Origin of the sequence: Enterobacter sp. MGH 33, assembly GCF_000534535.1 — a bacterium.
GTDB lineage: Bacteria > Pseudomonadota > Gammaproteobacteria > Enterobacterales > Enterobacteriaceae > Enterobacter > Enterobacter hormaechei_C.
On sequence record NZ_KI973212.1, the window covers coordinates 2,971,942 to 2,990,401 of the forward strand.

Sequence of the window (18,460 nt, forward strand, 5' to 3'; positions counted from 1 at the left end):
GATGAGTTGTTCCCGGAAGGACCCGGGCTTATTTCTTTCCGCTCACCTCAAGATGCTGTTTTAATAAATTCTCCGGTGGCGGCGGAAGCTGTAAATAATAGCCCTGCTCGATTAACGCCTTTTTGACTTTCTCAAGATCGGCGTTCACCAGCTTCTTACGGCCGTCCAGCGGCAGCAGCATCGCCAGCTGCGGTCGGCCAAAGCTTTTCATTAATTCTTCAGGCACGCGGGAAAAATCGTCTTTCTTTTCGACATAAAGGTAGGTCTGGTCGCGGCTGGTACTTCTGTAGATCACACAAAACATGTTTTTACTCTGAATTAACGGGTGGTTGCTTGCCTCAATATACTCCTGACTATAACATGCCTGATACTCTTCGGAATATCGCGGCGATGTGTTGCGGTTAATAGCAAATTGAGTAAGGCCAGGATGTCAAATACGCCCATCGAGCTTAAAGGCAGTAGCTTCACCTTATCAGTGGTTCATTTGCATGATGCAAAACCCGAGGTTATTCGTCAGGCGTTAGAAGACAAAATCGCGCAGGCTCCCGCTTTTCTTAAGCATGCTCCTGTCGTCGTCAATGTAAGCGACCTTGAGGGGCCGGTTAACTGGAAGCGACTCCAGCAGGCCGTCGTCTCCACGGGGTTGCGCATCGTGGGTATTAGCGGCTGCAAAGACGCAGAGTTAAAAGCCGAAATTGAACGCGCGGGTTTGCCCTTGTTAAACGAGGGCAAAGAAAAAGCCCCGCGTGCAACGCCTGCAACCGTTCCCGCTCCCCCGCCTCCGGCGCAAAATGTAGCCCCAGTCACAAAAACGCGATTGATTGATCTGCCGGTTCGTTCCGGTCAGCGCATTTATGCGCCAAACTGTGATCTGATTGTTACAAGCCACGTCAGTGCGGGCGCAGAACTGATTGCAGATGGCAATATTCACGTTTACGGTATGATGCGTGGGCGTGCGCTTGCGGGTGCCAGCGGCGATCGAGAAGCACAAATTTTTTGTACTCACCTGACGGCAGAACTGGTGTCTATCGCAGGTGAATATTGGCTGAGCGATAAAATCCCAGCCGAATTTTATGGCAAAGCGGCCCGTCTGCAACTGGCAGATAACGCTTTGACCGTTCAACCGTTAAATTGATCCCTTTTAACAAGGAATTTCTATGGCACGCATTATTGTTGTGACTTCGGGTAAAGGAGGCGTTGGCAAGACCACCTCCAGCGCGGCCATCGCTACTGGTTTGGCCCAGAAGGGAAAGAAAACCGTCGTAATTGACTTCGATATCGGTCTGCGTAACCTGGACCTGATCATGGGTTGCGAGCGTCGCGTGGTGTATGACTTTGTGAACGTCATTCAGGGCGATGCCACCCTTAACCAGGCGCTGATTAAAGATAAGCGTACCGAGAACCTCTACATTCTTCCGGCGTCCCAGACCCGTGATAAAGACGCGCTGACTCGCGAAGGCGTGGAAAAGGTGCTCGACGATCTGAAAAAGATGGAGTTCGACTTCGTGGTCTGCGACTCCCCGGCCGGTATCGAAACCGGCGCGCTGATGGCGCTCTACTTCGCGGATGAAGCCATCATCACCACCAACCCGGAAGTCTCGTCAGTACGTGACTCCGACCGTATTCTCGGCATTCTGGCCTCGAAATCCCGCCGTGCGGAAAATGGCCAGGAGCCAATCAAAGAGCACCTGCTGCTGACCCGCTACAACCCGGGCCGGGTGAACAAAGGTGACATGCTGAGCATGGAAGACGTGCTGGAGATCCTGCGCATCAAACTGGTTGGCGTGATCCCGGAAGATCAGTCCGTGTTGCGCGCCTCTAACCAGGGCGAGCCCGTGATCCTGGATACACAGGCAGACGCAGGTAAAGCGTATGCGGATACCGTTGACCGTCTGCTGGGAGAAGAACGTCCTTTCCGCTTCATTGAAGAAGAGAAGAAAGGTTTCCTCAAACGCCTGTTCGGAGGATAAGTTATGGCATTACTGGACTTTTTTCTCTCGCGGAAAAAAAGCACCGCCAACATCGCAAAAGAACGTCTGCAAATCATTGTGGCGGAACGTCGTCGTAGCGACGCCGAACCGCACTACCTGCCGCAGTTGCGCAAAGACATTCTGGAAGTGATCTGCAAATACGTGCAGATTGACCCGGAAATGGTCACCGTTCAGCTGGAGCAAAAAGACGGGGATATTTCGATTCTGGAGCTGAACGTGACGCTTCCGGAAGCGGAAGAGTCGCGTTAATCTATTTGTGGTTTTGTAGGCCGGGTAAGCATCGCGACGCCCGGCAATTTCCCCGGTGGCGCTGCGCTTACCGGGGCTACAATTCTTTAGCGCGGATACCCTTCCAGCAGGGTATTCAGGCGTTCGGCCATCAGTTCCCCCCGCCATCCGGCGACCAGTTCCGGTAAACCATTTTGCGGTTTCAACTTCCAGTGCCAGTTCAGCAGCTGGTTAATCTGACGACGTGAAGCCAGCAGTTCGGCACTCAGTTTGCTTTCCCCCGCCACCGTCTGCACCAGCGCTTTGATGTCTTTGAACGCCTTGCGGTAGCCCGGCATATCCATCAGGTTAAGCAGCGGTTCTGGCAGTGCGTCCTCTGGCAGCTGCTGAGCTTTCTCTACCAGCGCGATCAGCGTTTTACCGTGGAAACGGATCTCACTTCCGGAAAGGCCAATGCTGTCCAGTTCACCAAGGCTACCCGGCATATAGCGCGCCACCGCCCACAGGTGTTCTTCACGCACCACGAAGTTAACCGCCAGATCGCGCTCACGCGCTTTACGCAGACGCCAGTCAGCCAGCAATTGCAGACAGGCCAGTTGACGGGTGCGCAGCTGCCAGGCGTTGGTGATGTCACGCCAGGCTTCTTTCGGATCAACCACTTCCTGGCGACGCTGCTGCGTCATGCGGCACTCGTCCAGTGCGGCAGACAGCCAACCGGACGCCTCAGCCTCTTTCATGAGCTGGCCGGCAATTGGAAGAAGATAAAAGACGTCTGCCGCGGCGTATTCAAGCTGACGCGCCGTCAGCGGACGCGCGAGCCAGTCGGTACGCGATTCGCTCTTATCCAGCGTCAGACCGGTGTACTCTTCCACCATCGCCGCAAAACCCCAGGAGAGCGGACGACCGCTGAACGCCGCGAGGATCTGGGTATCAATCAGCGGCTGCGGCATGATGCCAAAGGTGTTGAGAAAGACTTCCAGATCTTCACTGCCCGCGTGCAGATATTTGGTCACGGCGGTATCCAGCAACAGCTCGCGCATTGGCGCCCAGTCGGTAATGCCGAGGGGGTCAATCAACGACACGTGTTTGCCGTCATACATCTGAATCAGACCCAGCTGCGGATAGTACGTTCGGGTGCGGACAAATTCCGTATCCAGGGCGATAGCGGGAAATTCACGCGTCACCTCGCACAGCGAAGCCAGCTCGTCGTTGGTAGTGATCATCTGGTAATTCAAATCGGACTCTCTTTTGTTTGCGCCCATAAAAAACGCCGGCTTAACCGGCGTCTGGGCGATTAACGTGAAGCTCAGGCCTTATTGTCCACTTTGGCACGGGCTTCGTCACGTAATTCTCGTCGTAATATCTTCCCGACGTTGGATTTCGGCAGCTCATCCCGGAATTCCACTAGCTTCGGCACTTTATAGCCCGTCAGCTGACGGCGACAAAACGTTATCAGCGCATCCTCGGTCAGAGAAGGATCTTTCTTGACCACAAATATCTTCACCGCTTCACCGCTGCTGCCGGAGGGAACGCCCACCGCCGCTACTTCCAGCACGCCGCTGTGCTGCATCACCACGTCTTCGATTTCGTTCGGATAGACGTTGAACCCTGACACCAGGATCATATCTTTCTTGCGATCGACGATGCGCAGGAAGCCTTCGTCATCCATCACCGCGATGTCGCCCGTGTGCAGCCAGCCGTCTTTGATGATCTCATCCGTGGCATCCGGACGTTGCCAGTAGCCCAGCATCACCTGCGGCCCTCTGACGCACAGCTCTCCTGGCTCGCCGTGAGGCACTTCGTTATCCTCATCATCCACCAGTTTTGCTTCCGTCGACGGGACCGGCAGACCGATACTGCCGCTGTGATAGTCGATATCATGCGGGTTAACGCTGACCAGCGGGGCGCACTCCGTCAGGCCATAGCCTTCCAGCAGATACTGCCCGGTGAGTTTCACCCAGCGCTCGGCAACCGCCTGCTGAACTGGCATCCCGCCACCCGCAGAGAGGTGCAGCGTGGAGAAATCGAGCTGCTGGAACTCTTTATTGTTAAGCAGCGCGTTAAACAGGGTGTTCACGCCAGTCATGGCGGTGAACGGGTATTTCGCCAGCTCTTTGACCAGCCCCGGAATGTCGCGCGGGTTGGTGATCAATACGTTTTGACCGCCAAGCTCAATAAACAGCAGGCAGTTCATGGTCAGCGCAAAAATGTGATACAGCGGAAGCGCGGTGATCACCAGCTCCTTGCCCGGGTGCAGCAGCGGCCCGTAGGTGGCATTAACCTGCTCAAGGTTCGCCAGCATATTTCGGTGGGTCAGCATCGCCCCTTTCGCCACGCCGGTGGTACCGCCCGTGTATTGCAGAAATGCCAGATCCTCGGACACGATCTCCGGCTTCACGTACTGCATCCGGTAGCCCGCATGCAGGGCGCGGCGGAAAGAGATGGCATCCGGCAGGTGGTATTTCGGCACCAGCCGCTTAACGTATTTAACGACAAAGTTGACCAGCGTACCTTTCGCGGTAGAGAGCTGGTCGCCCATGCGCGTCAGGATGACGTGTTTAACCTGGGTTCTTTCAACGACTTTTTCCAGCGTGTGGGCAAAGTTGGAGACAATCACAATCGCCGCCGCGCCGCTGTCATTCAACTGATGTTCCAGCTCGCGCGGGGTATAGAGCGGGTTAACGTTAACCACGATCATCCCTGCCCTGAGGATCCCGAACAGCGCCACCGGGTATTGCAGCAGGTTTGGCATCATCAGCGCGACGCGATCCCCTTTCTGCAAGCCCAACCCTTCCTGTAAATAGGCTGCAAACGCCCGGCTGCGCTCTTCCAGCTTACGGAAGGTCATCACTTCGCCCATATTCACAAATGCAGGCTGGTCAGCGTAACGCCGTACCGAGTGTTCAAATAATTCAATCAGGGATTGATAACGGTCAGGATTGATCTCCGCAGGGACATCCGCGGGATAACGGTTAAGCCAAACCTTTTTCAATGCATCACCTCTGAAATGAGTGTTCGTCGTCATCACAGCCCCGATAATAAACAGTTTGTTAACATTATATTAACTCAGCGTACCAGTTTATTAATTGTTCAGATTGCAGGTTGCGAAGCGCGTCACTCTTTTTTTTCGTTTTATCCGTAAAAAAACAGAGACAGCGGCTGAGCCGCTGTCTCTTTCCTAACAATAACAGTAAGTTACTCAGTTACGATTGTTTGAACCTGTGCAGGGCCTGGATTGTACCAACCCCAGCCACCGTAGCCGTAACGATACGGATGCGGTCCCCACATCCACGGATCAATTGGCTGTGGCGGCATCACCACCTGCTGGGCAATACGCCAGCGTTTGTAGCCGTTCACCTGCATGGTCATAAATTTGTATGGCGTATTGCCGATTTTCCCCGCCACCGAACCGGTAATCGGTCCGACGACGGTTACCAGCTGCCCGCGGAAATCTACCGGATCGAGGAAGCCGCTGACGTCAGCGTAGATCCGCCCGCGCGAGGCTTCACCCAGAACAGGCCGCGCGCCGTCGTCCAGCGGGACAGTGGCAATCTCCAGCCGGGTTTTCCCCTGCTGGTTTAACACTTCAACCACCTTGCCGCCAAACCGCGCTTCCTGCCCGACATACAACTCCGGGGCATTCATCACGCGTACCAGATCCTGCTGTGGCGTCGGGCTGGTGCCCTTGATCGCATCAGGAACGGTGACGCACCCGCTCAGTGCTATGGCAACCGCGCCTGCCATAAGAAAGCGTACAACTTTAGTCTGAACCGCCATGATGCGACTCCTTTTTCTCAGTTCCTGTTACTGAGATTCACTCGCGGCCAGGAAGTTTCTTCCACGCGACGGTGTTTCGTAAATAAACCGGTTCAGCATGTTCAACCGCCACGGTTTTTCCTGCGGCAAGCAGCTGACAGGCAATCGGCAGCATATCTTCTGCGGCGGGCAGGAGCATGTTACCGTCCACCAGCGTAAGGCCGGTGTCCTTCGCCATCTCAGGCCATGCCGGCCAGCCGGTTCCGACCGTCGCCCACTCACCGGAGAGCTGCTTCAGGCGCCCGGTGACGGCTTCAGGTTTAAGCACCGCTTCCGTCTCTTCGCCGTGCCAGACGCCGTTTTCGTCACGGCTGTACTCCGCCCAGTAGACTTCCCCCATACGGGCATCAATCGCAGCCAGCACGCGGGTGGCCCCGGTCATGCGCCAGGCGCCCTGAGCCATGGTCGCAAGCGTTGAGACGCCGATCATCGGCAGGTCAGCGCCCAGCGCCAGCCCCTGCGCAATGCCAATCCCGATACGTACGCCCGTAAAGCTGCCCGGACCACGGCCGTAGGCCAGCGCGTCGAGGTCAGTCAGGGCGGTGTTGCCCTCGGTTAAAATGGTTTTTACCAGGGGCAGAATACGTTGGGTGTGTTCCCGTGGGCACTCTTCGAAATGAGCAAAAGTCGTACCGTCGTTCCACAGGGCAACGGAACAGGCCTCTGTCGCGGTATCAATAGCCAGAATTCGCATCAGTCGTCGCGCTCTCGCAATGGTCAGTCACAAAATGGCGCGCATCTTAACACACTCCGGGAAGAATTACTCCGCCGTCGGGTTCGCCAGGAAGCGGACCGCGCGTTTAATATCCCGCGTGCGCGGCGCGGGCGGCAGGCTGGCGAGGAAGGTGGCGCCGTAGGGACGCATCACCAGGCGGTTGTCGCAGATCACCAGCACCCCGCGGTCGGTGACGTCGCGGATCAGTCGCCCTACCCCCTGTTTAAGCGTGATGACCGCGTCCGGCAGCTGGACGTCGTCGAACGGATCGCCCCCGCGCAGACGGCAATCCTCCATGCGCGCTTTCAGGAGCGGATCGTCCGGCGATGTGAACGGCAGCTTATCGATAATCACCAGCGAGAGCGTATCGCCGCGCACGTCCACCCCTTCCCAGAAGCTGCTGGTCGCCACCAGCAGGGCATTACCGGCGCTGACAAACTGCTGGAGCAGCTGGCCTTTGCTGGTTTCCCCCTGCAACAGCACCGGTAGCGTCATGGTGGCGCGGAACTGCTCGGCCAGTTCGCGCATCATGGCGTGTGAGGTGCAGAGCATAAAGCAGCGCCCGTTGTTGGCCTCAATCATCGGCTTCAGCATGGCCGCCAGATGGCGCGCCGCGCCCGGCTGGTTAGGCAGCGGCAGATTGCGCGGCACGCACAGCAGCGCCTGTTTCTCATAGTCGAACGGGCTCGGCAGAAGCAGGGATTCCGCCTGCTCAATGCCGAGGCGCTCGGTAAAGTGGTGCAGATCGTCATTGACCGACAGCGTGGCCGAGGTAAAGACCCAGGTGCCGGGCTTTTGCGCCATCACCTCTTTGAATTTATCAGCAACGGTCAGCGGCGTGAGCGCCAGGGTGAAGTGGCGCGAGGTACATTCGTACCAGTAGCTATAGCCCGGCTGGTTGATCTCTTTCAGCCGCTTCAGCCGCCCACGGTAGAGCGTGGCGCGCTCGAAAGCGGCGTCCAGCAGCGCTGAACGTCCGAGGGACAGCTTCACCACGTCGTAACAGAGTTCAAGGGCATCATCGAGCAGCAGCAGCGCGCGCTGGATATTTTTGTCTGCGAGCAGTTCGCGCAGGTTGCCGCGATAGCCCGGCTCGCCAAGCTGTAAGCGGAAATCCTGTGCGCATTGCGCCAGGCGGTCCGCGCACTTCTGCAACTGCTGGGTATCTTTGAGTTCGGTGCGATAGGCAATGGTAATATCTTTCGCCAGATCCTGAAGCTGACGGCTGGAGAGCGACTGACCAAAATACTGGCTGGCGATGTCCGGTAGCTGATGGGCTTCATCGAAGATCATCACCTCCGCCTCCGGGATCAGCTCGCCGAAACCACTGTCCTTGACCACCATATCCGCAAGAAACAGGTGATGGTTCACCACCACCACGTCGGCGTCCATCGCGGTTTTACGCGCTTTCACCACAAAACAGTCCTTATACAGCGGGCAGTCGCTGCCGAGGCAGTTGTCATTGGTGCTGGTCACCAGCGGCCAGGCCGGGGAGTCTTCCGGCACGCTCGCGCAGGTGCTGATGTCCCCCTCCTCCGTCTGGTTGGCCCAGGCGCGCAGGACGATCACATCGCTCAGGGTTTGTACCGGCAGGTCGCCGCCCGCCAGCGCCTGCTGTTCAAGACGCTCCAGACACAGGTAGTTAGAACGCCCTTTCAGCAAGGCCAGACGCCCTTTGTATTTCAGCGCTTTCGCCACCGTGGGTAAATCGCGGCTGTAGAGCTGATCCTGGAGCGCTTTTGATCCCGTAGAGATGATCACCTTTTTTTTCGCCCGCAGCGCAGGAGCGAGGTAAGCATACGTTTTCCCCGTACCGGTGCCGGCCTCCACGACCAGCGGCTGAGCCTTGTCGATGGCGTGCGCGACGGCATGCGCCATCTGACGTTGGGGTTCGCGCGGTTTAAAGCCGGGAATAGCCTGTGCTAACTGACCTTCTGGGGAAAAATCGTCTGCCACGGTGTTCTCTCACTGTATTTTTGCACAGGGATTATGTCAGCCCCTTCTCTCCGGTGCCACCCCAAATAGTGACGACGGCGGAACATTATGGCAGTCTTGCCGCCTGACGACGAAAGATAACGAGGATACGTTTATGACAATTACGCGCATTGATGCCGAAGCCCGCTGGTCCGATGTGGTGATCCACAACCAGACGCTGTACTACACCGGCGTCCCTGCCAATCTGGACGCTGACGCCTTCGAGCAGACCGCCAACACCCTGGCGCAGATCGACGCCGTACTGGAAAAACAGGGCAGCGATAAATCCCGCATTCTGGATGCGACGATTTTTCTGGCGAATAAAGACGATTTCGCGGCGATGAATAAAGCCTGGGATGCGTGGGTGGTGGCGGGTCACGCGCCTGTACGCTGCACCGTACAGGCCACGCTGATGAAACCGGAATATAAGGCTGAGATCAAGATTATCGCGGCAGTGTAAGCCGGTTATTCTTCATCTTCATCCTCAAAGCGCGCCACGATCCGCTCGCCGGTATGGGTGGCGCGAAGTTCTTCCGCGACCTGAGAAATTGCCTGTCCGCTGCTCATCCCCTGGGACATCAGCTCCTGAATACGTTCAACGGCTTTCTGCTGTTGGTCATGGCTGAGAGAAGGTAAACCTGCAAACATCGTTAACTCCTGCTAAATTATTCGCGCTAATTATTTCACGCTGCCCGGTAGTATGCCATACATGAACATGCGCTTCCCCACTGTTATGACCTTGCCCTGGCGTGCAGACGCCGCCGAGTTCTGGTTTGCCCGTCTGAGCCACCTGCCTTTTGCGATGCTCCTGCACTCCGGGCATGCGGATCATCCCTACAGCCGCTTTGATATTCTGGTGGCCGACCCGGTTAAAACGCTGACGACCGATGCGCTGTCGCCAACGGACGATCCGCTGATGCGGCTCCAGAACGAGATCCATGCTCTGGGCTTATCTGCCACACCGGATCCGGATCTGCCTTTCCAGGGGGGCGCGCTGGGCCTGTTTGGTTACGATCTGGGTCGCCGTTTCGAAAAGCTGCCCGAGCATGCGCAGGCGGATATTTCCCTGCCGGATATGGCGGTGGGGCTCTATGACTGGGCGCTGATCGTGGATCACCGTAAGCAGACGGTTTCTCTGCTAAGCCACCGGGACGTGCAGGCGCGTCTGGCCTGGCTTGAGGCGCAACGGCCCGCCGCCCCGGAACGCTTTATGCTAACCTCCGGCTGGCGCTCGAACATGAGCGCGGAGGAATACGCGGAAAAATTCTCCCGCGTGCAGGCGTATCTTCACAGCGGCGACTGTTATCAGGTCAACCTCGCCCAGCGTTTCCAGGCGGCATACGAGGGAGACGAATGGCAGGCGTTTACCCGCCTCAATGCCAGCAATAAGGCCCCGTTCAGCGCATTTTTACGCCTTGAACACGGCGCCATCCTCAGCCTTTCACCTGAGCGTTTTATTCACCTGGCTGACGATATGATTCAGACCCGCCCGATAAAGGGCACCCTGCCGCGCCTTGCCGATGCCGACGCCGACCGTCAGCAGGCGGAGACGCTGGCGGCCTCGCCGAAAGATCGCGCTGAAAACCTGATGATTGTCGATCTGATGCGCAATGATATTGGCCGCGTCGCCGAGCCGGGCAGCGTGCGCGTGCCGGAGCTGTTCGTCGTGGAGCCATTCCCGGCGGTGCATCATCTGGTCAGCACCATCACCGCACGTCTGCCGGCCTCGCGAACCGCCTGCGATCTGCTCCGCGCCGCGTTTCCGGGCGGCTCCATTACCGGCGCGCCGAAGGTCCGGGCGATGGAGATCATCGACGAACTGGAACCGCATCGCCGCAACGCCTGGTGCGGCAGCATCGGCTATGTGAGTCTGTGCGGCACCATGGATACCAGCATCACTATTCGCACCCTGACGGCCTGCGACGGTAACCTGTACTGTTCCGCAGGCGGTGGCATTGTGGCCGACAGCCAGGCGGAGGCGGAATATCAGGAAACCTTTGATAAAGTGAATCGTATCCTGAAACAACTGGAGAACTCACGGTGAAGAAAGACAACCTGACGCTGGATGATTTTCTGTCGCGCTTTCAGCTTCTGCGGCCCCAGGTTAGCCGCGCCACGCTGAATCAACGTCAGGCGGCGGTGCTGATCCCGGTCGTGCGTCGTGAGCAGCCGGGTCTGTTGCTTACCCAGCGCTCACCGCATATGCGAAAACACGCCGGTCAGGTTGCGTTCCCGGGCGGCGCGGTGGACAGCACCGATGCATCCCTGATTGCCGCCGCACTGCGCGAAGCGCATGAGGAAGTGGCGATCCCCCCGGAGGCGGTCGAGGTGATCGGCGTGCTGCCGCCAGTGGACAGCGTAACCGGTTTTCAGGTCACACCGGTCGTTGGCATTATTCCGCCCGATCTTCAGTATCACGCCAGCGTCGATGAAGTTTCAGCGGTATTCGAAATGCCGCTGGAAGAGGCCCTTCGTCTGGGTCGCTATCACCCGCTGGATATTCACCGCCGCGGACACGATCATCGGGTCTGGCTGTCGTGGTATCAGCATTATTTTGTCTGGGGCATGACGGCAGGCATCATTCGTGAGCTGGCCCTGCAAATCGGCCTGAAGCCTTGACTATACTTTACATTCCACCCTTTTCTGGCAGGTTTGCGATCGGCGTCGCGCTATTAGCAAAACCATCGTTAACCATTAGTTTAATTCATGTGAATAGTTAAGCCGAGGTTGGTGTTCCCTCTTACACTATGCGCAGTTATAACATCGTTACTGGAACCCCAGTAACCCTGTCAGGAGTGTGAAAGTGATTAGTATATTCGACATGTTCAAAGTGGGGATTGGTCCATCTTCTTCCCACACTGTAGGGCCGATGAAGGCCGGTAAACAGTTCGTCGATGATCTGGTCGAAAAAGGATTACTGGAAAGCGTTACCCGTGTCGCCGTAGACGTTTACGGTTCACTGTCATTAACGGGTAAAGGCCACCACACCGATATCGCCATTATTATGGGTCTGGCGGGCAATATGCCGGACACAGTTGATATTGATGCCATTCCGGCATTTATCCGCGACGTGGAAACGCGCGGTCGTTTGCTGCTGGCTAACGGCCAGCACGAAGTGGACTTCCCGCAGGATGACGGGATGCGTTTTCGTAGCGACAACCTGCCGCTGCATGAAAACGGCATGACCATCCACGCCTGGAGTGGCGAAAAAGAGATCTACAGCAAAACTTACTACTCCATCGGCGGCGGCTTTATCGTTGACGAAGAACACTTTGGTAAAGAGACCGCGGGTGACGTCAATGTGCCCTATCCGTTTAAATCGGCCACCGAGATGCTGGGCTACTGCAAAGAGACCGGTCTGTCCCTGTCAGGCATGGTGATGCAGAACGAACTGGCGCTGCACAGCAAGAAAGAGATCGAAGACTATTTTGCTAACGTGTGGCAAACCATGCGCGCCTGTATTGACCGCGGGATGAACACCGAGGGTGTTCTGCCTGGGCCACTGCGCGTGCCGCGTCGTGCCTCTGCTCTGCGCCGCATGCTGGTCACTACCGACAAGTTCTCCAATGACCCAATGAACGTGGTCGACTGGGTGAACATGTTTGCCCTCGCGGTTAACGAAGAGAACGCAGCGGGTGGTCGCGTCGTGACGGCGCCAACCAACGGCGCGTGCGGTATCGTTCCGGCGGTGCTGGCCTATTACGATCACTTTATTGAGCCCGTGACGCCGGACATCTATATCCGCTATTTCCTCGCGGCAGGTGCTATCGGCGCGCTGTACAAAATGAATGCGTCCATCTCTGGTGCCGAAGTAGGCTGTCAGGGTGAAGTGGGCGTGGCCTGCTCTATGGCAGCAGCGGGTCTGGCGGAACTGCTGGGCGCCAGCCCTGAGCAGGTGTGCGTGGCGGCGGAAATCGGTATGGAGCACAACCTCGGTCTGACCTGTGACCCGGTTGCCGGCCAGGTGCAGGTGCCGTGCATTGAGCGTAACGCCATCGCCTCCGTCAAAGCGATCAACGCCTCACGTATGGCGATGCGCCGTACCAGCGAGCCACGCGTGTCGCTGGATAAGGTTATTGAAACTATGTACGAAACCGGCAAGGACATGAACGCGAAGTACCGTGAGACCTCGCGCGGCGGTCTGGCCATTAAGGTGCAGTGCGACTAAGCCTTCCTTTCGCCCATCTGCAACGGATGGGCGAATTTTCCCCTCTCGTCTCGTCGCTTCACGTATTCCCCACTACACTGTCACTGTTGCGTCTGGCTTTTCCGGCCGGTGCTTAACAGGCGACCGTTCATGCAAACTGCACAAACGATCATTAAAGACTATCGCCGAAAACGCGTTATCGTCTGTGTCACGGTTGCGCTCGTTACGCTCGTCCTGACGCTGGGTATTCGCTTTATTTCACAGCGCAACATAAATCAGGATCGGATCCACGACTTTACCCACCACACCGTGCGTGCGCTTGATAAGGTGCTTCTTTCGTTAGAGGCCCAGCGGGAAACGCTACTTTCACTGGTTGGCATGCCCTGTTCCGAAGCAAATCTGATCCTGCGAAAACAGGCGGCGATCCTCCAGACCGTACGCTCCATCGCCCTCATTCAAGACGGAATACTTTATTGCTCAAGCGTCTTTGGCAGCCGTAATGTGCCCGTCAGTGAGTTTGTGCCGGAGCTGCCGGTCAGTGAATCCAGGCTGTTGCTGCTGACCGATCGGTGGCTGGTAAAAGGCAGCCCGGTACTGATTCAGTGGTCTCCCCTCGCGAGCGACGGCAACGACGGGGTGATGGAGGTGGTGAATATCGATCTCATCACTAAAATGATTCTCGAGCCGCAGCGGCCGCAGATCACCGACGTTGTCCTGAGAGTAGGAGATAACTTCCTCCGCGACGGGCAACAGGTGACGACTACGCCGACCTTCGATGAAAACGCCTCCCTGCTGGAACAATCGTCACAGCATTACCCTTTCAGCGTCACGGTGAGCGGCCCCGGGCCTGGCGAAATGGCGTTAAAAAATCTGCCCACCCAGCTGCCGCTGGCGTTAATGCTCAGCTTACTGATGGGCTATATCGCCTGGCTCGCCACCGCGCGGCGCATCAGTTTCACCTGGGAAATCAATATGGGAATTGCGGCCAGGGAGTTTGAGCTCTTCTGCCAGCCGCTGGTGAATGCCCGCACCCGGGAATGCGTCGGCGTCGAGATCCTCCTGCGCTGGAACAACCCGCGTCAGGGATGGATTTCGCCCGATGTCTTTATCCCTCTGGCCGAAGAACATAACCTGATTGTTCCGCTTACCCGCTACGTCATCAGCGAAACGGTGCGGCAGATAGGCTATTTCCCGGCCTCGCGCGATTTCCATATCGGCATTAACGTGGCCGCCAGCCATTTTCGCCGCGCTGCGCTGATCCAGGATCTCAACCGCATCTGGTTTAACGCCAGCCCTGTTCAACAGTTGATCGTGGAGTTAACCGAACGCGATGCGTTGCTGGATGTGGATTACCGCATCGTGCGGGAGCTGCACCGCAAAGGGGTGAAACTTGCGATTGATGATTTTGGTACCGGCAACAGCTCACTTTCATGGCTAGAAAAACTGCATCCGGATGTGCTGAAAATTGATAAATCCTTCACCACCGCGATCGGCACCGACGCCGTGAACTCAACGGTAACGGATATTATTATTGCGCTGGGTCAGCGGCTGAATATTGAACTGGTTGCGGAAGGGGTGGAAACCGAGGAGCAGTCACGCTACCTGCGCCGTCACAGCGTACATATTTTGCAGGGGTACTTGTATGCGCGGCCAATGCCGCTGCGCGAGTTTCCGAAATGGCTGGCGGAAAGTCACTCTCCGCCAGCCCGTCACAACGGACACATCGTGCCCTTACTGCCGTTACGCTAGATAGCGTTACTCTTCTTCGTCGTGTGCAGAGTGCTCTTTAACAATACGCACCATATCAACGCGATAGTCGTTGGCTTCGACGATGGTAATTTGCAGCGGCGGCAGCTCCAGCACATCACCAATACGCGGGATCTGCCCGTTAACGGCAATCACCAGCCCCGCGACGGTGGCAATGTCTTCATCATCATTGACCACGTTTTCGACGCCCAGCGTGTGCGAGAGCGCGTGCAGGTCGGTGGTGCCTTTCACCAGCCAGCCGTCACCGTCGGCAACGATTTCCGGGGTTTCATCCGCATCAGGGAATTCACCGGCAATGGCTTCCAGCACGTCCAGCGGCGTCACCAGGCCCTGTACCACACCAAATTCATTGGTGACGATAACAAAGCTCCCGCGGGCACGACGCAATACGCCCAGCAGGTTGATCGGATCCAGCGTCTCCGGTACCACGATGGCGGGCGACGCGGCCGCTACGGCCTCGACGTTAACGCCCTCTTCCAGCGCCACCAGCATCTCTTTTGCGCGTACCACACCGATAATCTCATCCAGCTCACCCCGGCAGACCGGGAACAGGCTGTGCGGCGAGGAGAGCAGCTGCTGACGAATTTCGTCGACGCTCAGGTTGGCGTCCACCCAGCTGATCTCACCGCGCGGCGTCATAATGCCGCGCAGGGAGCGGGAAGCCAGCGAAAGCACGCCGTTGATCATGTAGCGTTCTTCTTCCACAAACGCGCCTTCCGGCACCGGAACCGGGTTACGGTTCTCGTTATCAGCCTGCACGTTGACCTGACGACGTCCACCCATCAGTCGCAGAATCGCATCTGCGGTACGGGCTCGCAGCGGCTGATTCGACTGCTGCTTAATAAAGTTACGGCGCGCAATCTGGTTAAACAGCTCGATCAGAATCGAGAAGCCAATCGCGGCGTACAGGTAGCCTTTCGGAATATGGAAGCCAAACCCTTCTGCCACCAGGCTCAGACCAATCATCAGCAGGAAGCTCAGACACAGCACAACGACCGTCGGATGCTGGTTGACGAAACGCGTCAGCGGTTTTGACGCCAGCAGCATTACCGCCATCGCAATCACCACCGCCGCCATCATCACCGGCAGATGGTTCACCATGCCGACTGCCGTAATCACCGCATCCAGAGAGAAGACCGCATCAAGCACCACAATCTGGAGAACAACCACCCAGAAGCTGGCGTACCCCTTACCGTGACCATCATCGTGCTGCCGGTTCTCCAGCCGTTCATGCAGCTCTGTTGTGGCTTTGAACAGCAGGAACAGTCCCCCCACCAGCATGATTAAATCGCGGCCGGAGAAGGTGAAATCCATGACGGTGAACAGCGGCTTCGTCAGGGTAACCATCCACGAGATCACAGACAGCAAGCCCAGACGCATGATCAGCGCCAGCGAGAGGCCGATCAGACGGGCTTTATCACGCTGTTTCGGCGGCAGCTTATCCGCGAGGATGGCGATAAACACCAGGTTATCAATACCGAGAACGATCTCCAGCACGACCAGCGTAAGCAAGCCTACCCAGATTGACGGGTCCATTAAGAATTCCATGACACGCTCCTGCTAAAGGAATGACAAAACGGTGCCCCGCTAATTTCGGGCATTTCAAAGGGAATGAGAGTCGATGCGTGGCGAAGATCGCCGATGAATAAGGCGCGGAATGGCCTGGAAGATGACTGACGTCGGTGACGGTCCATATAGTGGGCTGTAGCCCTATACTCCTGAATAATTAAACGGACGCTAAACATATCAGAGACAATTGGTTTTTAGCAAAGATTTACGTTCCTTTGCAAACTTCTGTAACACACGCGGATTAACTTAAAGAAAAATCTGTAAGGCGTAGCTAAATTACGGATCTTCATCACATAAATTATTTTTTCACTATCTAAAATAATTCGCGGAAGTCTTAGTTTTTTGAACTCTAACCCTTATCTGAATCGATTCGGTTCGCCAATACGATTCTCAGTACGCCTGCCTGGCAGACGTATACATGATAATAAAAGGAGGTAGCAAGTGACCATTGCTATTGTCATAGGCACACATGGTTGGGCTGCGGAGCAGTTACTCAAAACGGCAGAAATGCTGTTGGGCGAGCAGGAAAACGTCGGCTGGATCGATTTCGTTCCCGGTGAAAATGCCGAGACGCTGATTGAAAAATACACTGCTCAGCTTGAGAAGCTGGATACCAGCAAAGGCGTGCTGTTTCTCGTGGATACATGGGGCGGCAGCCCGTTCAACGCTGCCAGCCGCATTGTCGTCGATAAAGAGCATTATGAAGTCGTCGCCGGGGTGAATATCCCGATGTTGGTGGAAACCTTCATGGCGCGTGACGACAACCCAGGTTTTGATGAACTGGTGGCACTGGCGGTGGAAACCGGTCGCGAAGGCGTGAAGGCGCTGAAAGCGCAGCCGGTTGAAAAACCGGCCCCTGCCCCTGCTGCACCAAGGGCGGCAGCACCGGCGAAGCCAATGGGTCCGAACGATTACATGGTTATCGGCCTTGCGCGTATTGATGACCGTCTGATCCACGGCCAGGTGGCAACACGCTGGACCAAAGAGACCAACGTACAACGCATCATCGTGGTCAGTGACGAAGTGGCCGCCGACACTGTCCGTAAAACCCTTCTTACCCAGGTTGCACCGCCGGGCGTCACCGCGCACGTCGTGGATGTCGCCAAAATGATCCGCGTTTACAACAACCCGAAATATGCGGGTGAGCGCGTGATGCTTCTCTTCACCAACCCGACAGACGTCGAACGCATTGTTGAAGGCGGCGTGAAAATCACCTCCGTTAACATTGGCGGTATGGCATTCCGTCAGGGCAAAACGCAGGTCAACAACGCGATTTCAGTGGATGCGAAAGATATCGAGGCCTTCAACAAACTGAATGCACGCGGTATCGAACTGGAAGCCCGTAAGGTTTCCACGGACCAGAAACTGAAAATGATGGATTTGATCGGCAAAGTGGGGAAATAAGCCCGGGCCGGTTTTTCATATAGAGCTTATGTAATAGGAGAAGTGCAATGGAGATTACTACTCTTCAGATTGTGCTGGTGTTCATCGTCGCATGTATTGCGGGTATGGAGTCCGTACTTGATGAATTTCAGTTCCACCGCCCTCTGGTGGCCTGTACGTTGATTGGCGCCGTTCTCGGTGACATGAAAACCGGTATCATCATCGGTGGTACTTTGGAAATGATCGCCCTCGGCTGGATGAACATCGGTGCGGCAGTTGCGCCAGATGCCGCGCTGGCGTCCATTATTTCAACCGTTCTGGTTATCGCTGGTCATCAGAGTATTGGTGCCGGTATCGCGCTGGCCATCCCGCTGGCCGCAGCGGGTCAGGTGCTGACCATTATCGTCCGTACTATTACCGTTGCCTTCCAGCACGCGGCGGATAAGGCGGCCGAAAACGGCAACCTCACCGCGCTCTCCTGGATCCACGTTTCTTCCCTGTTCCTGCAAGCGATGCGTATCGCAATCCCTGCGGTTATCGTGGCGATTTCTGTCGGTACCAGCGAAGTTCAGGGCATGCTGAATGCGATCCCTGAAGTGGTTACCAGCGGTCTGAATATCGCCGGGGGTATGATCGTGGTGGTCGGTTATGCGATGGTCATCAACATGATGCGCGCGGGCTACCTGATGCCATTCTTCTACCTTGGCTTCGTTACCGCTGCGTTCACCAACTTCAACCTGGTTGCGCTGGGTGTGATTGGTGCGGTGATGGCGATTCTTTATATCCAGCTCAGCCCGAAATACAACCGTGTCGCGGGTGCCCCTGCGCAGGCTGCTGGTAGCAACGATCTCGATAACGAACTGGACTAAC

Annotated in this window: 18 protein-coding genes; 10 read left to right on the forward strand and 8 right to left on the reverse strand. The window is 56.5% G+C overall.

The window, feature by feature from the left end; all coding sequences use genetic code 11:
* Nucleotides 1-28: 28 nt before the first annotated feature.
* Nucleotides 29-304 carry a YcgL domain-containing protein gene (locus tag L379_RS10170; RefSeq protein WP_032653932.1) on the reverse strand — a complete coding sequence of 92 codons (276 nt, stop codon included), beginning with the start codon at nucleotides 302-304 and terminating at the stop codon, nucleotides 29-31.
* A gap of 123 nt (nucleotides 305-427) precedes the next feature.
* Between L379_RS10170 and minC the strand changes: the two genes are divergently transcribed.
* From minC to minE, 3 genes are read left to right on the forward strand one after another with little or no spacing between them, the layout of a single operon-like run.
* The gene (minC, locus tag L379_RS10165; RefSeq protein WP_015570311.1) at nucleotides 428-1,135 is read left to right on the forward strand and encodes a septum site-determining protein MinC; all 708 of its coding nucleotides are present in this window, start codon (nucleotides 428-430) and stop codon (nucleotides 1,133-1,135) included.
* 22 nt (nucleotides 1,136-1,157) lie between these two features.
* Nucleotides 1,158-1,970, forward strand: coding sequence for a septum site-determining protein MinD (gene minD / locus L379_RS10160; RefSeq protein ID WP_003859938.1), 813 nt, complete (start codon nucleotides 1,158-1,160; stop codon nucleotides 1,968-1,970).
* Nucleotides 1,971-1,973: 3 nt separating this feature from the next.
* On the forward strand, nucleotides 1,974-2,240 hold the full coding sequence (minE, locus tag L379_RS10155) for a cell division topological specificity factor MinE (protein ID WP_003859937.1): 267 nt from the start codon (nucleotides 1,974-1,976) through the stop codon (nucleotides 2,238-2,240).
* A gap of 86 nt (nucleotides 2,241-2,326) precedes the next feature.
* On the opposite strand, the gene rnd is transcribed toward minE, so the two are convergent.
* The 5 genes from rnd to L379_RS10130 form a co-directional block, all read right to left on the reverse strand.
* Complete coding sequence (gene rnd, locus L379_RS10150; RefSeq protein ID WP_126514059.1) at nucleotides 2,327-3,442, reverse strand: ribonuclease D; 1,116 nt, start codon at nucleotides 3,440-3,442, stop codon at nucleotides 2,327-2,329.
* An 83-nt stretch (nucleotides 3,443-3,525) separates the two neighbouring features.
* Complete coding sequence (gene fadD, locus L379_RS10145) at nucleotides 3,526-5,211, reverse strand: long-chain-fatty-acid--CoA ligase FadD (protein ID WP_017693264.1); 1,686 nt, start codon at nucleotides 5,209-5,211, stop codon at nucleotides 3,526-3,528.
* Between the two features lie 203 nt (nucleotides 5,212-5,414).
* On the reverse strand, nucleotides 5,415-5,996 hold the full coding sequence (locus L379_RS10140; protein WP_015570309.1) for a Slp family lipoprotein: 582 nt from the start codon (nucleotides 5,994-5,996) through the stop codon (nucleotides 5,415-5,417).
* 37 nt (nucleotides 5,997-6,033) lie between these two features.
* A complete protein-coding gene (gene tsaB, locus L379_RS10135) occupies nucleotides 6,034-6,729 on the reverse strand; it encodes a tRNA (adenosine(37)-N6)-threonylcarbamoyltransferase complex dimerization subunit type 1 TsaB (protein ID WP_032653938.1) in 696 nt (231 codons plus the stop codon).
* Between the two features lie 66 nt (nucleotides 6,730-6,795).
* Complete coding sequence (locus L379_RS10130; RefSeq protein WP_032653940.1) at nucleotides 6,796-8,706, reverse strand: ATP-dependent DNA helicase; 1,911 nt, start codon at nucleotides 8,704-8,706, stop codon at nucleotides 6,796-6,798.
* 133 nt (nucleotides 8,707-8,839) lie between these two features.
* Between L379_RS10130 and L379_RS10125 the strand changes: the two genes are divergently transcribed.
* Nucleotides 8,840-9,184 (forward strand): RidA family protein, encoded by a 345-nt coding sequence (locus L379_RS10125; protein ID WP_032653943.1) that lies wholly within the window; start codon nucleotides 8,840-8,842, stop codon nucleotides 9,182-9,184.
* A gap of 5 nt (nucleotides 9,185-9,189) precedes the next feature.
* Here L379_RS10125 and L379_RS10120 read toward each other — a convergent pair whose 3' ends face one another.
* The gene (locus tag L379_RS10120; protein ID WP_003859925.1) at nucleotides 9,190-9,372 is read right to left on the reverse strand and encodes a YoaH family protein; all 183 of its coding nucleotides are present in this window, start codon (nucleotides 9,370-9,372) and stop codon (nucleotides 9,190-9,192) included.
* A gap of 61 nt (nucleotides 9,373-9,433) precedes the next feature.
* On the opposite strand from L379_RS10120, the gene pabB reads away from it, so the two are divergent.
* From pabB to L379_RS10100, 4 genes are all read left to right on the forward strand, one after another.
* A complete protein-coding gene (pabB, locus tag L379_RS10115) occupies nucleotides 9,434-10,768 on the forward strand; it encodes an aminodeoxychorismate synthase component 1 (protein WP_032653946.1) in 1,335 nt (444 codons plus the stop codon).
* Entirely contained in the window at nucleotides 10,765-11,343 is a 579-nt protein-coding gene (locus tag L379_RS10110) for a CoA pyrophosphatase (RefSeq protein WP_032653949.1), read from the forward strand. Before pabB ends, L379_RS10110 begins: the two co-directional genes overlap by 4 nt.
* A 184-nt stretch (nucleotides 11,344-11,527) precedes the next feature.
* On the forward strand, nucleotides 11,528-12,892 hold the full coding sequence (gene sdaA / locus L379_RS10105) for an L-serine ammonia-lyase (RefSeq protein WP_017384325.1): 1,365 nt from the start codon (nucleotides 11,528-11,530) through the stop codon (nucleotides 12,890-12,892).
* 129 nt (nucleotides 12,893-13,021) lie between these two features.
* Nucleotides 13,022-14,620, forward strand: coding sequence for an EAL domain-containing protein (locus tag L379_RS10100; protein ID WP_032653951.1), 1,599 nt, complete (start codon nucleotides 13,022-13,024; stop codon nucleotides 14,618-14,620).
* 6 nt (nucleotides 14,621-14,626) lie between these two features.
* Here L379_RS10100 and yoaE read toward each other — a convergent pair whose 3' ends face one another.
* Nucleotides 14,627-16,186 (reverse strand): CNNM family cation transport protein YoaE, encoded by a 1,560-nt coding sequence (gene yoaE, locus L379_RS10095; protein ID WP_006810992.1) that lies wholly within the window; start codon nucleotides 16,184-16,186, stop codon nucleotides 14,627-14,629.
* A 462-nt stretch (nucleotides 16,187-16,648) separates the two neighbouring features.
* On the opposite strand from yoaE, the gene manX reads away from it, so the two are divergent.
* Together manX and manY are read left to right on the forward strand one after the other, a co-directional pair.
* The gene (manX, locus tag L379_RS10090; RefSeq protein WP_017384327.1) at nucleotides 16,649-17,611 is read left to right on the forward strand and encodes a PTS mannose transporter subunit IIAB; all 963 of its coding nucleotides are present in this window, start codon (nucleotides 16,649-16,651) and stop codon (nucleotides 17,609-17,611) included.
* A 47-nt stretch (nucleotides 17,612-17,658) separates the two neighbouring features.
* Nucleotides 17,659-18,459 (forward strand): PTS mannose transporter subunit IIC, encoded by an 801-nt coding sequence (gene manY, locus L379_RS10085; protein WP_032653954.1) that lies wholly within the window; start codon nucleotides 17,659-17,661, stop codon nucleotides 18,457-18,459.
* The last annotated feature ends 1 nt before the right edge of the window (nucleotide 18,460 follow it).